Source organism: Streptomyces sp. NBC_00435 (assembly GCF_036014235.1).
Taxonomy (GTDB): domain Bacteria; phylum Actinomycetota; class Actinomycetes; order Streptomycetales; family Streptomycetaceae; genus Streptomyces.
Genome location: NZ_CP107924.1, coordinates 7,809,120 through 7,822,515, shown reverse-complemented (window position 1 = coordinate 7,822,515; position 13,396 = coordinate 7,809,120). Strand labels below are relative to the sequence as shown.

At 71.9% G+C, this 13,396-nt stretch carries 9 protein-coding genes; 3 read left to right on the top strand and 6 right to left on the bottom strand.

The window, feature by feature from the left end; all coding sequences use genetic code 11:
* Positions 1-184: 184 nt before the first annotated feature.
* A complete protein-coding gene (locus OG389_RS35235) occupies positions 185-1,720 on the bottom strand; it encodes an FG-GAP-like repeat-containing protein (protein ID WP_328303225.1) in 1,536 nt (511 codons plus the stop codon).
* Between the two features lie 199 nt (positions 1,721-1,919).
* On the bottom strand, positions 1,920-2,567 hold the full coding sequence (locus OG389_RS35230) for a hypothetical protein (RefSeq protein ID WP_328303223.1): 648 nt from the start codon (positions 2,565-2,567) through the stop codon (positions 1,920-1,922).
* Between the two features lie 1,447 nt (positions 2,568-4,014).
* Between OG389_RS35230 and OG389_RS35225 the strand changes: the two genes are divergently transcribed.
* On the top strand, positions 4,015-5,061 hold the full coding sequence (locus OG389_RS35225) for a glycoside hydrolase family 26 protein (RefSeq protein WP_328303221.1): 1,047 nt from the start codon (positions 4,015-4,017) through the stop codon (positions 5,059-5,061).
* Between the two features lie 24 nt (positions 5,062-5,085).
* On the opposite strand, the gene OG389_RS35220 is transcribed toward OG389_RS35225, so the two are convergent.
* Complete coding sequence (locus OG389_RS35220; protein ID WP_328303219.1) at positions 5,086-5,994, bottom strand: AraC family transcriptional regulator; 909 nt, start codon at positions 5,992-5,994, stop codon at positions 5,086-5,088.
* 100 nt (positions 5,995-6,094) lie between these two features.
* Here OG389_RS35220 and OG389_RS35215 point away from each other — a divergent pair, with 100 nt between their 5' ends.
* Complete coding sequence (locus OG389_RS35215; RefSeq protein WP_328303217.1) at positions 6,095-7,012, top strand: MBL fold metallo-hydrolase; 918 nt, start codon at positions 6,095-6,097, stop codon at positions 7,010-7,012.
* 27 nt (positions 7,013-7,039) lie between these two features.
* Here the strand turns inward: OG389_RS35215 and OG389_RS35210 are convergent, their stop codons facing one another.
* From OG389_RS35210 to pabB, 3 genes are all read right to left on the bottom strand, one after another.
* Positions 7,040-8,152, bottom strand: a complete 1,113-nt coding sequence (locus OG389_RS35210; protein ID WP_328303215.1) for an ABC transporter substrate-binding protein — start codon at positions 8,150-8,152, stop codon at positions 7,040-7,042.
* Between the two features lie 87 nt (positions 8,153-8,239).
* Positions 8,240-9,109, bottom strand: a complete 870-nt coding sequence (locus tag OG389_RS35205; RefSeq protein ID WP_328303213.1) for an aminotransferase class IV — start codon at positions 9,107-9,109, stop codon at positions 8,240-8,242.
* The gene (gene pabB / locus OG389_RS35200) at positions 9,106-11,346 is read right to left on the bottom strand and encodes an aminodeoxychorismate synthase component I (RefSeq protein ID WP_328303211.1); all 2,241 of its coding nucleotides are present in this window, start codon (positions 11,344-11,346) and stop codon (positions 9,106-9,108) included. Before pabB ends, OG389_RS35205 begins: the two co-directional genes overlap by 4 nt.
* Before the next feature lie 599 nt (positions 11,347-11,945).
* Between pabB and OG389_RS35195 the strand changes: the two genes are divergently transcribed.
* On the top strand, positions 11,946-13,382 hold the full coding sequence (locus OG389_RS35195) for a class I adenylate-forming enzyme family protein (protein ID WP_328303210.1): 1,437 nt from the start codon (positions 11,946-11,948) through the stop codon (positions 13,380-13,382).
* Positions 13,383-13,396: the final 14 nt, after the last annotated feature.

Genomic DNA, 13,396 nt, shown 5'->3' with positions numbered 1-13,396 from the left:
ATTCTCGTCGCGTTCACAGCAGGGACGGAGCCGGCCACGGGTTCTCGACATCGCCGTCCGATTCATTTTCGCCCGCGTGGCCGCGTGCCGAGGTACGGCCTGAGGGCGGGGCGGGAGGGAAGGCCCGCGGCATCCCGGTGCGCCCGGCGCGGGGCCTCCCTCTCCCTGTTCGTCCCCTCGTGGGTCAGACGACGGCGCCGAGGGCGGTCCAGCCGCCCTTGGTGTCGCCACCGTTGAAGAGGTAGACCGTCACGCTGTCGCCGGTCCCGGAGAAGAAGTAGTCGGCGTGGGTGTCGGCGTTGAAGTCGACGAACTGCACCTTGCCCTGCACGGTGGTCACCCCGGTCGCGATCCGGCCCTGGGGAACCCAGCCGCCGTGCTGGTCGCCGCCGCGGTTGGTGGAGCCGTCGACGACACCGTTGGCGGCGATCGTGATGTAGTCGGCCCGGCCATCGCCGTCGATGTCGGCGAAGCGGACGCGGGAGCGGTCCGTCGTGCCGCCGCTGTGGACCTGGCCGAGGAACTGCCAGCCGCTGCCGGTGTCGGCGCCGCGGTTCACGTAGACGCCGACGGCGCCGCTGTCGGCGATCGTCACGTAGTCGGCCTTGCCGTCCCCGTCGAAGTCGGCGAAGCGGACCTGGTCCTGGTTGGCCGTGGTGCCCGTCGCGACCTGGCCGCCGCCCGCCCAGCCACCGCCGACGTCACCGCCGCGGTTGATGTAGACCACGACGCTGCCGTTGGTGTTGAGGAGGATGTAGTCGGTCTTGCCGTCCCCGTCCCAGTCGGCGAACCGGACCCGTGTGCGGTCGGTGGTGAGGCCGGTCGCGACGCGGCCGATGTTCTGCCAGCCGCCGGCATAGTTCCCGCCGCGGTTGAGCCTGACCTCGACCTGGCCACCGTCGGCCACCAGGAGCTGGTCGGGCAGGCCGTCCCCGTCCCAGTCGGCCCAGCGGACCCGGGCCGCTGCGCCGGCCTCGTTGCCGGCGCGCGGTACGGGCGGGTGCTGCGTCCAGCCGTCGGTGACGGCCTGTTCGAGGGCCTCGTTGTAGACGCCGGCCATCTTGACGTAGCCGGGATCGCTGGGGTGCAGGCCGTCGGTGAGTTCCGTCTCGATGACCAGCTGGGGCGGCTCCGCGAAGCGGAAGTGCTGGCCGGCCGCCCGGCGGGAGGCTTCCTGCCCCCGGATGACCGCGTTGAACGCGCTCACGCTCTGCTCCTGGCCCTTGGTGTCGGGCAGGAGACCCTGGACGATGACCGTGACGCCGGGCTTTCGGGCCTGGATGGAGTCGATGAGCGTGGACAGGCGGTTCGCCGCCGCGACCGGGTCGGTGCCCTTCTCGCGCAGGTCGTTGATGCCCAGGTGGAGCAGGACCACGTCCGGGTTGGCGGCGGTCTGCCACTGGCCGAGCTGCGCCCGGATCTGCTCGATGGTGAATCCGCTGTGTCCCTCGTTGTCGCCGTCGGCGAAGCTGCCGGCGGCGCCGCTGCCGACGAAGTCGGGGAGGTAGCGGGACTGGGCCGACATGAGGTTCCACAGGGGCAGCCGGTATCCGGCGTTGTTGCTGCTGTTGACACCCCAGGTGATGGAGTCGCCGAGCGGCATGATGTGCACGAGCGGCGGAGAGGCAATCGGGACCGCGGAGGCCGGGGCGGCGCCGAGTCCGACGAGGGCGGTGCCTGCGAGCAGGGAGAGGCTGAGCTGCGCGGTGCGCTTGAACACGGGTCTTGGACCTTCGGTGGAGAGGACTACGCCGCGGGGCGTCTTCGTACGACGGGACGGGAGGGCGGAACGCACGGCAGGGAATCCACGGGATCGGAACATCGCGAAGTTGGGCAATCCGGGGAGCCCGGAGTACTCGGGGAGCCTGGAGTACCCGGCGAGTCCGGGAGACCTGATGGTTTCCGACAGCCGCTGCGGATCAGCCGGTCACGCGGAGTGCGACGACCACACGGCCCGTGGCATCCAGCGGGTTCTTGGTGACCTTCGCGTAGCTGTACTTGTCCACGTCCACGGTCGTGGTGGCCGTGCCCGAGGTGAGCACGGCGCTCACGGGGTGTTCACCGGTGTCGAAGGCGAAGACCCGGTCCAATTCGAAGGTGATCCGGCCGTTCTGAGAACCGGTGTTGAAGCAGTAGATGGGCTTCCGCTTCGCGGCGCGGTCCTCGTACGTGTACACCCGAATCTGGGAAGTGCTGATTCCACATTCGGCGAGGGTGATCCCGCCGTCTCCGCGGACCAGCTTGATTCCGTCATTCGCGAGGATCTCGGCGGAATTCGGGTATGCGGACTCAACGGCCGTGGTGGGCACCGAAGATGACGGCGAGGGCTTGGCCGGCACCGACGGAGAGGCCTTGGCAGACGCGGAGGCGGATCCGGATGCGGATGCGGATGCGGATGCGGATGCGGAGGGCGCTACGGGGATCGATGCCGAGGGCTTGGCAGGGGCCGCCGGGTCCGCCACCGATGATGCGCCCGGCCCGTCGGCAGCCGCCGCGTAGGCGCCGACGGCGCAGAGCGAGGTGACCGCGATCGCGGCGATGACGGGTTGACGCACACGGGAGAACACCGGGCAGGTCCTTTCAGGTGGGAACAGACGCATCAGCAACCGAAAGCGGTTGGATCATGATGATGGTCAGACGGTAACCCAAACCTGACGCAGCTCCTACATGAATAAAACCAGGCTTGAGTCCTCCGGCCTGGCCTTTCAAACGAATGAGGCGGAGAAGGCACGGACTTCAGCGGTCAAGACTTCCGACTGCTCCATGGCGAGACAATTGCCGGCACGCTCCAGTTCGCTCCAGTGGGCGCCGTTGTGGTCGCGTTCGGCGAAGCGGCGAAGCGCGATGTCGGCGCCCAGGGCCGGGCCCACCCCGGTCGGCACGGTGCCGCGGGGTCCGGGGCCCGGGTGTGGGACGGAGCTCGGCGGGTCCCCACCTGTCCTGCTGCCAGTCCTCCAGCAGGGCGGGGCGCTCCTGCCCGGAGGCGGTCAGCGCGTCGAGTGCGGCGGGGTTCCCCGGAGGGGTCGCGCCGCGGACCGGGGTGCGGCTCGTAATCGAGCCTTCGGCGCGGCCTCCACGCCTGCCCTCCCTGGCGCAGACCCCAGGGCCGGCCCGGAACCGAACGGACCGAACGCCCGGCGGCGAGCGGGCTGCGCGAACCCGGCTGTCCCGTGGACGCCACCGGAGGCTACCGGCCGGGGGCCGGCGCGGTGATGCCCCCGTTGCCCCTGGACGACGCGCGGGGCCGTCGCGGTGACGGTAGCGCCGCGCGCCGCCGCGCAGGACGCCGTCCCCGGTACCAGGGGGACCTCGCTGCACGCACCGGCCAAGCGGCTGCAGGGACCGTCCTCGCGCCGGCGCCGTCCGTCATGGACGCCGGCCGCGTCCGCCATGGCCGTGCCCGCGGACCGCTCCGTGTACGGACCCAGAGGGGGCCCCGCACGCCACGGCCCGGAACGGCCGCGCCTCGGCTGCCGGGACCACACGGGCTCGCCCGGGCGGTGAACCGGGTCCGGCGCCGGTGCCTGCTGGGGTGAGACCTCAACCGGGGGCTGGCGGACCTTCCGGAACGACTGGATCCGGGCCAGGACCCCGACCGGACCGAGTTTCACCCGCGCGAACCGACCGACCGCTACCTCGCCGCGTACGTCTCGCCGTCCGGGCAGGGGCGACCTGGCGCCACCACGCGCGGGTGAACGTGAGCGCCCCGGCGGCCGCGGTGATCGAACGGGAGCCACCGCGCGGCCGGTCGCCACGTGCGCGCTGGTCACCGGCGCCGACACCGTGGAGGCCCTCGCCGTACACCCCGGCCTGTTCGATTTCGGCTTCGAGGTCACCGGCCGGCGGAACCGGGCACCCTCCCGTGCCCGCGCGCCGCCTTCGCCCGGTCGCGCCGAGCCGGGTGGTCGGCTGCCGCGAATGGCCCAGTCCCGGGACACCGGACAGGCCACAAGTCGGATGACATGCCTAACGTCAGTCCCGGACGCAACGGTTCGCGAGGCTCGTGGAGGCACCATGTCCCGTCGGGGCCGCTGGCTGGCGGGAGCCTGTGCGAGTACGGTCGCGGTCGGCCTGCTCGTCACCGGAGGCTCCCCCGCCACCGCGCCGCAGGAGGGTCCCGGCCGTGGCGCCGGAACCGGGGTCGCGGTGGGTGCCTACCTCCACTACGGCTCGCCCGGCGTCGACAGGATGCAGGGGCTTTCGCGCTGGCTCGGGGGTACCGAGCTGCGCGCCGGGCACACCTACCTGCCCGGCGACACCTGGTCGAACATCGAGGGGGCACCCGATTCCCTGCGCAGCTGGGCGCGGTGGCGCAAGGCGCGCGCCGATCGGCTGTTCGTCCTGAACGTGCCCATGCTGGAGCACAACGAGGCCGGAGTCCCCGACGCACGCGTCGCCGAGCTGATCCGCTCCGGCGCGCGGGGTGAGTACGACGACCACTTCCGGCGGCTGGCCAGACGCCTGGTCACCCTCGGGGTGCCGGACACCGTGGTCGTGCTCGGCTGGGAGATGAACGGCTTCAACTACACCCATCGCTGCCGCCCCGACCCCGAGAACTGGAAGAGGTACTGGCGGCGCATCGTGGCGGCCATGCGTTCCGTGGGGGGACAGCGGCTGCGTTTCGACTTCGCTCCCAACCGCGGCGGTGACGCGATCGCCTGGACCAGGTGCTACCCCGGCGACGACGTGGTCGACATCGTCGGCATGGACAGCTACGACCAGCCGCCCGGCGACACCTTCGACGATCAGGTCACCCAGCCCTACGGACTCCAGAAGCAGGTCGACTTCGCGAAGGCCCACGGCAAACGGATCTCGTACCCGGAGTGGGGACTGTTCCGCAACGGCGACAATCCCGAGTACGTGCGGAGCATGCTGGATTGGATCGCCGAACACCGACCGCTGTACCACAGCATCACCGACTACTGCCCGCACGGTGTCTGGCAGTGCGACCAGAACCCGCGCTCCGCACGGGTGTTCCGGCAGCTCCTGTCCACTGGCCGCGGGCGCGACCGGACTTCGAGCCTTGACAACCAGGACAACCAGGACGGCCGGGACCACTAGGACGGCCGGGTCAGGCCCGGGACATCACGCCGCACTGGCCCGGTACTGCCCGGGGGTGGTGCCGAACTCCCGGCTGAACGCATGGGAGAAGGCGTACGGGGTGCTGTAGCCGACGCGGCCGGCGACGGCGGCCAGTGGGTCCTGGGTGTCGCGGAGCAGGGTGGCGGCGAAGGTCAGGCGCCACCAGGTGAGGTAGGCCATCGGCGGACGGCCGACCAGGGTGGTGAAGCGGCGGGCCAGGGTGGCGCGGGAGACGCCGGCCTCGGCGGCCAGCCGGTCGTTGGTCCACGGGGCGGCCAGGTCCGAATGCAGCGCCCGCAGGGCGGCGGCCGCCACCGGATCACCGAGCACGGCCGGCCAGGTACCGCTCCCCTGGGAGGTCCAGGAGCGGATCATGTAGACGAGGAGGAGGTCCAGCAGGCTCGGCACCGCGATGCAGGACCCGGGCCCCTGTGTACCGAGTTCGTGGCCCAGCAGGTCGACGGCGACGCGGAGTTCGGCGTGGGCGCCCACGCGGTTCGGCAGGTGGACCACATCCGGAAGTTCCTCCATGAGCGGGTGCACGCGCCTGCGGTCGAGCCGGTACTTGCCGCACAGCAACTCCACCGCGCCGGAGGCGGCCGGGGACCGGCCCGGCACGGTTCCGGTCTGCCACCGCTCGAACGGCAGCGCCTGCCGCAATGTCCGCGCGTCGGCGGGGGCGTCGGCGATCACATGCCCCGTGCCACGCGGGAGCAGCACCACGTCGCCCGGTCCGAGGGAGACCGGGGAGCCGCCGTCGGGCAGCAGCCAGCAGCTGCCCTCCAGCACCACGTGGAAGCCCGCGCCGTCGTACGGGGAGAGTCGGGTGCACCAACTCCCGGCGACCCGGACCCGGTTCGAGGAGGGCCGACCAATGCGTACCGCCGCGACCGCGTCGCTCACCACGTCCATGGGCCGAGGATACCCGTGCGGTCAAGGGTGAGACGGACGCGTATCCGGGTGAGCTGAGTGGACATTGAGCAGCTCATCGGATCTGTTTAGAGTTGACGACATGGAGAGCAACGGAAGCAAGCAGAACATCATCTTCGGCGACGTGGAGGTCATCCGGGTCCTCGAGTGGCAAGGGGCGTTCGTGCCCGCACGCGGCCTGGTTCCGGATTCCGGCGCCGAGTTGTGGAAGAGCAACGAGGAATGGCTGGCGCCCGATCACTGGGATTCGGACACCGACAATGCGGTGGTGACGCTGCAGAGCTGGGTGCTGCGCAGCGGCGGACGGACGGTCCTGGTCGACACCGGCGTGGGCAACGGGCGGGAACGGCCCGGTTCGCCGCAGTTCCACCACTGGCAGGGCGATTTCCTGGGCGCGCTCGCCCGGGCCGGTGTCCGGCCCGAGGACGTCGACGTCGTCGTCAACACCCACATACACGGTGATCACGTCGGGTGGAACACGGTTGGTGCGGAGGGAGGTTGGGAGCCGACGTTCCCCAACGCCCAGTACCTCATCCCGGCCGCGGACGACTTCCACTTCGGCCCGGACAACGGGTACGGGAACGGCCGCAGGGTGGACGACCGGCTGATCTACGAGGACAGCATCGCGCCCGTCCACCGGTCCGGGCAGGCCGTCCTGTGGGACGGCACCCACCGCATCGACGAACACCTCACCCTGGAATCCGCGCCCGGCCACACGCCCGGCTCGTCCGTACTGCGGCTCGCTTCCGGAGGCGACCGGGCGGTCTTCGTCGGGGATCTCCTGCACAGCCCGGTCCAGATCCTCACGCCCTCCTGCAACAGCTGCTTCTGCATGGACGCCGGCCAGGCGGTGGCCAGCCGCCGCCGGATCCTCGAACGGGCCGCGCAGGAGCGGGAGCTGGTCGTCCCCGCGCACTTCGGCGGAGCGGGCGCCGTGGAAGTGCGGCAGGAGGGCGGCGAGTTCACCCTCGGACCGTGGGCGGCCTACGGCAAGGAGTAGCCGGACGGTTCCGCGGCTCCGTGCCCCTCAGCCGGTGTGCAGGATCCGGAAGCGACCGGGTTCCGCCGGATCCCGGTCGACGACCTGGACCGGCGGCCACGCCCATTGCCAGACGCTGATGCCCGGCGTGCGGGAGAACCGGATCCGCCCGCGGGTGCCTTCGACCGCGACGCGCGGCCAGGATTCGGCCGTGCTCGCCCGGTCCTCGCCCTGGGTGCGCAGCACGTCGGCGAGGACCGCGATCGTGTCGTAGCCCTCGAAGGCGACGAAGGAGGGTGCTTCGCCCAGCCGGTCGCGCAGGGCCGTCCCGACGCGCGCACCGAGTGGGCCGAGGTGCTCGGGCAGGTACCGCAGGAAGGGGACCGCGGTGCCGTCGCCGCCCAGCGATGCCGCCCATTCCGCGAACTCCGGCTGACCGGCCGGCGCACCGATCAGGATCCCGGCGAGGCGCTCGTCGCCGCGGACGGACGTGACGACCGGTACGGCCGGCTCCGGGTGACCGACCAGGAGGAGGAGGGCCGTTGCCCGGTGGCCGACGAGTTCGTCGCACAGGGCCGCGGGGGTGAGGGCGCTCATGTCGAGGTCGACGACGGCGCCGCCGCGCGGTGCGAGGTGGTCCCGCAGGGTGCGGGCTCCGGATGCCCAGTAGACGCTCGGCTGGGTGGCTACGGCGATGCGGCTGTGGCCCGCGCCGAGGAGGAATTCCGCGTAGATCCGCCAGCCGTGGGACTGCGCCGGGGCGAGGCGCGCCACCCATTGCGTGGGCTGTTCGGTGAGCTCGTCGAGAACCGCCGACGAACAGAGGAACGGCAGGCCGAGGGCGTCGGCCCTGGCGGCGGCGGCTCGGGCGACGACGCTGTGGTACTCCCCCGCCAGGGCGGCCACGCCCAGGGCGGCCAGTTCGTCCACGGCCGCCTCGGCCCGCCGCGGATCGGCCGCGGTGTCCCGGACGAGCAGCTCGAGCGGTTGTCCGAGGATCCCGCTGGCGTCATTGACTTCGTGAACGGCCAGCTCGAGTCCGGCGAGCAGGTGCCGGCCCGCCTCGACCCAGCCGGGCCGGGTCAGCGGAACGAGAGCGCCGATCCGGACGGACGATCCGCCGCTCCGCTCCGCCGCGCGTGCCGGTGCTGAGGTGTTCATGCGGTCGCTCTCCCGTGCTCGTCCCGTCCTGCCGCGGCGGGCGTACCCGGATGATCATGCCGGAGGCCGGGCCGGTACGCGAGGCGGTTACGGTCCGTGCCGGTGCACCCGTCCGCCCGGCAGGGGGGTCGGGAGCCCGTCCAGCCATGCCTGCCAGGAGGCGGCCCTGACCGGGGTGGCCACCGGCAGCGAGCCGCCCGTCCAGGCGGTGACGGGGCGCAGTCCGTGCAGGGCGTTGACCACCCAGACCTCCCGTCCGGCCAGGGCGGACAGCCGGCGCCGGCAGGACCGTACGCTCACGCCCGTGCTCGCGGCGCGGTCCAGGAGGAGCGAGGCGGTGACGCCGGGCAGCACGGGCAGGGCCGCGGCCGGATGGCACAGGGTGTCCTCCTCCCACCACAGGAGGGAGGAGTTGGCGGCCTCGAGCACGACGCCGTCCGCGGTGACGAGGAGCGCTTCGTCGGCGTCCGCGGCCGCCGCCCTGGCGCGGACGGCGGCCAGGGCGTCCAGGTCGGGCCCCTTGCGGCGGGGTTCGCGGCGCGGGTCGCTGACGGCCAGGCCCCAGACCCGGGCGGACGTGCCGCGTGCGGGGGCGGGGCGCAGGCGGTAGAGGAGCCGGCGGCCGCCGGGCAGGATCGTGTCCGGGGGCGCGGACGGGGGCGCCGCTTCGAGTTCGACCCGCGGGAACCAGTGGCCCGCCCCCCGGGGCAGCAGGTCCTCCATGCCGCTCCAGAAGGCGTCCAGGAGTCCCTCGGGGAGGTCCGCGCTCTGGGCGCAGGTGGTGGTGAAGCGGTCCCGGTGGCGGTCCAGGGCACGTACCCGGCCGTCGGTGACGAGCCAGGAATCGGCGGCGAGGAGCGGCTGCCGGGGCCCCGTGACGGGGGTTTCGCGCAGATCGCCGGAAGGAGTGAGGGCGAAGAGGCGCTCGCCACCGCCCTGTGCGGTCGGTGTGCTCAACGGGAGGCCTGGGGTTCGGGAGTCGGGGCGGGGACCGGGGCGGGGACCGGGGCGGAGAACGGGGCTGCGGCGGCTCCCGGCACGGCCGCCACCGGGGCGGTGTGGGCGGGTTCGCCGGGGAAGGGGGTGTCGAGGAGCCTGAGCAGCGGGGTGGTCTTGGTGATGGTCTCCGCGTACTCCTCGTCGGGGTCGGAGAGGGCGACGATGGCGCCCCCGACTCCGTAGCGGACGCCCTGCGGGGTCACGACCGCGGTGCGGATGACGATGCTGAGGTCGGCGCCGCCGCACAGGGAGAAGTAGCCGATGGCTCCGGAGTAGACGCCGCGCGGGCCCTCCTCCAGTTCGTCGATGATCTGCATCGTACGGATCTTGGGGGCTCCCGTCATCGAACCGCCCGGGAACGCGGTGCGCACGCACTCCACGGCGCTCACGCCAGGGCGCAACCGGGCCCGTACGGTGCTGACGAGCTGGTGGACCGTGGCGAAGGTCTCCACGTCGAACAGCTTCGGTACGTGGACCGAGCCGATCTCCGCGCACCGGCCGAGGTCGTTGCGGACCAGATCGACGATCATCAGGTTCTCGGAGCGGTCCTTCTCGTTGGTCCGCAGATCGGTCCGCAGCGCCTCGTCCTCCTGCGGGGTGGCGCCGCGCGGCCGGGTGCCCTTGATCGGCTTGGACTCGGCCAGCCCGTCGGCGGTGACGCGCAGGAACCGCTCCGGCGAGGTGCTGAGGACGGCCAGGTCCTCGAAGAGGAGCAGCGAGGCGAACGGGGCCGGGCTGGTCCGGCGCAGGAATCGGTAGCCCTCCCAGGGGTCCACCTTCGCCTCGCTGTGGAGCTCGTTGGTGAGGCAGACCTCGTACGTCTCGCCGGCCGCGATGTCCTCCTGGCTGCGCCGGATCCGCTCCAGGTAGGCGCCCCGGTCGTGTCGCAGGCTCAGGTCCCCGGCGTCCACGGGCTGCGCGGGCACTTCGGTGTCCGCCTTCCTCCCCGCGAGGTCGCGCAGCCGCCCGGCGGTGGTGCGCAGCCAGTCGCGGGCGGACGCGTCCAGGGCGAGGGCGTCGGCGTCGGCGGCGGGGTCCGCGGGGGCCAGGGCGAGGAGGTGCGTGGTGCCGGTCAGGTGGTCGAAGGCCAGGGCGCGGGCGGCGAACACCATCGTGGCGTCGGGCTCCTGCGAGCGGTGGACGACCGGTCCCGCTCCGCACTGCGCCTTGAGCTCGTACCCCAGGTACCCCACCCAGCCGAGGGCGAAGTTGCAGGGGTTCTCGGACCGGTCGGGCAGGTCCACCCGCAGGGACTTCAGGTCCTCGTCGATCCAGTCGAAGAACGGGCTCAGGGCGATCTCCGCGCTGCGGACGCCGTCCCGCTCGGACACGACGGTGACCGTGCCGGCCGTCACGTCGGCCGTGGCCACGCGAGCCAGGTCGCCGGAGGCGTCCCCCATGATCGAGAACCGGCCCGTGGCGCCGTCGCTGCGGCTGCTGTCGAGCCAGAACGCGTGGTTCCCGCCGCGCAGCAGTTCGTCGAAGACGATCTCGGCGTCCCAGTCGGTCCGCAGCCGTTCGGTGAGAACCCGCAGGTGCCGGCCGGGCACGGGGTGGGCGACCGTGGTGGCGGGGACGTCGGGCGCGAGGGCCTGGGCGGCGGGGTGGTCCTCCTGCCAGCGGGCCGTGAGGTCGCGGAAGTTGCGCATGATCTGCAGCCCGTACTCGCTGCTGATGGATTCGGGGTGGAACTGGACGCCCCACAGGGGACGTTGGCGGTGGCGCAGGCCCATGAGGATGCCGCCGGGTGCCCAGGCGGTCGCTTCGACGAGGTCCTCGGGAAGGTCGGCCACGGTCAGGGAGTGGTAGCGCACGACGTCGAAGGGTGAGGGGATCTCGGCGAAGAGGTCGGTGCCGGTGTGCTCCACCGGGGAGACGCGTCCGTGCCGGGGCTCGGGGGCGCGGCGCACGGAGGCGCCGCTGAGGTGGGCGATCCCCTGATGGCCGAGGCACACGCCCAGGACGGGGCGGTCGGCGGCTTCGACGATCTCGCGGCAGATCCCGAAGTCCTCGGGGCGTTCGGGCGTTCCGGGTCCGGGAGACAGGACGACGTTGTCGAACCCCTTCAGCTGGCCGGCGTTCCAGCCCGGCTCATCATTGCGGATGACGACAGGTTCCTGCCCGTTCGCCTCCGCCAAGAGGTGGAAGAGATTGAAGGTGAAGGAGTCGTAATTATCCACCAGGAGAGTGCGCATACTCACCTCACGAGGTCTTGGAGAGACGGAATGGGGGCGGGTGCGTAGTCCGGACGCCGTGGGGCGCCGGAGCTTTAGCCGGTGCCAGGGACAGTCGGATTCCACCGGAGGCCGGGCGTCCGGGCTTCCGTGGAGTCACATGGATTCCCGTATGTTCCCGTGGATTCCCGTGGATTCCAGGCGGACGACGCGATTTCGGGTGGTGCACCTCAGGGGAGAAGCCGTAGTACGTAAAGCCGGACAACGGCTGGCGGAATCGGCCTACTTGGAATACCCGCACCACCCCAGACAGGTTAATGCCAGGGCCGCTGTGCATCACGTACGGGCCGCTCTCCCGATTCCCCGTCCGAGAAACCAGGAAGTAAAGCCCATCTCCCCGTTCGACACTGGAAGACCGTACAGGGAGTCCCAGTCCTGTCAAAGTCTTTCCGGCCGACGAGATGGCTCGATCGATAGAACCCGGCAGTAGGAAGTCGCAATTCCGCAATAGCGCTGTCGCATATCTACTAGGCGGCTTGACAGTGCCCGACCAGCCGTTTCTATTATGCGGTGCTGTCCGGCCACTAAGGCTGAATCGGCAGTTCGACGGGGGGATGTTCGTGAGCAGAGATTTCGGAGGTCTGCGGTCCGGGATAACCGAGCCGGAACACGACGGCGGCACCTGGGTCGACGATCTGCTCCTGCACGACGGCATCGAGGACAGCGCCCGGGCGGTGGACATCGGGGAGCGGCTGGACCGCGGCGCCCTGCGCCGCGCGGTCCGGACCCGGCACGCGGAACTGACCGCGGCCGGACTGCACCGCGGCGGTTCGGTCGCACTCCAACTGCCTCCGTCGCTCGCACTGCTCACCGATCTGCTCGCCGCGTGGCGGGCCGGGGCCCAGGTGATCCTGCTGGACCACCGGCTGACCGGGCACGAGAGCGAGCGGGCCCTCGAGCGGGTCGCCCCGCAGTTCGTCATCCGTCCCACCGCTCCCGTACCGGGCGGGGCCCTGCGCGGCTTCCATGAACTGGACGCCCGCATGGAGCCGTGTCCCGGGGGCCGTCCGGCGACCACCGGCCACGCTCTCGTCCAGCTCAGCTCCGGTTCGACCGGTCCCTCCAAGGTGATCGGACGCACCGCCGAGGACCTCGCGGCCGAGGTCGTCCGGTACACCGGGATCCCCGGCATGCCCCGGCAGGGGATGCGCATCGTGGTCCTCAACTCCCTCGTCCACGCGATGGGGTTGATGGCGGGCTTGCTGCACAGTCTGCACGCGGGCGTCGAGATCGTGCTGCCGCGGCGGCTGACCGCCGGTTCGGTCCTCGACGCCGTGGCCGCGCGGAGCGCACCGACCCTGATCACGGGCGTACCGTTCCACGCGCGGCTGCTGGCCTCGGTCTCCGCTCCCCCGCCGCTGCCGCACCTGCTCGGGGCGGTCTCGGCCGGCGAACCGGTCCGTCCGGGGGTCGCCGAGGCGTTCGCCGAGCGTTACCGGGTACCGCTGGGCGAGGTGTACGGCATGACGGAGACCGGTGTCATCGCGGCCGATCTGTCCGGGGCCAACCGTCCGGCCACGGGCTGGGCGGCGCCGGGCATCGAGGTGACGGTCGTGGACGGCGAGCTGCTGGTGCGCCGGCCGGTCAGCCCCTACGTCGGGCTCGCCGATCCGGAGCGCTGGCGGGACGGCTGGCTGCGCACCCGCGATGCCGGGGCGATCGATCCGGCGACCGGCCTGATCAGCATCCTGGGGCGGCTGGACTCCCAGGTGTCGGTGGGCGGCCTGAAGGTCGACCTCACCGAGGTCGAGTGGACCCTGGCCGAACTGCCCGGCGTGCGTGAGGCCGTGGTCGTGCACGACGGATCCATCGAGGCCTACGCGGTCCTCGACCCGGAGGTCACCGCACGGGGTGTGGAGGGCCTGCTCGCCGAGCGGGTGGCCGGCTTCAAGCTGCCGCGGCACATCCACGTCGTGGCGGCCCTGCCGCGCACCACGACGGGCAAGCCGGTGCGCGATCCGGCCGCCCTACGGGCCGCCGTGAAGGATCCGGTGTGAACCCGGGGGCGCGG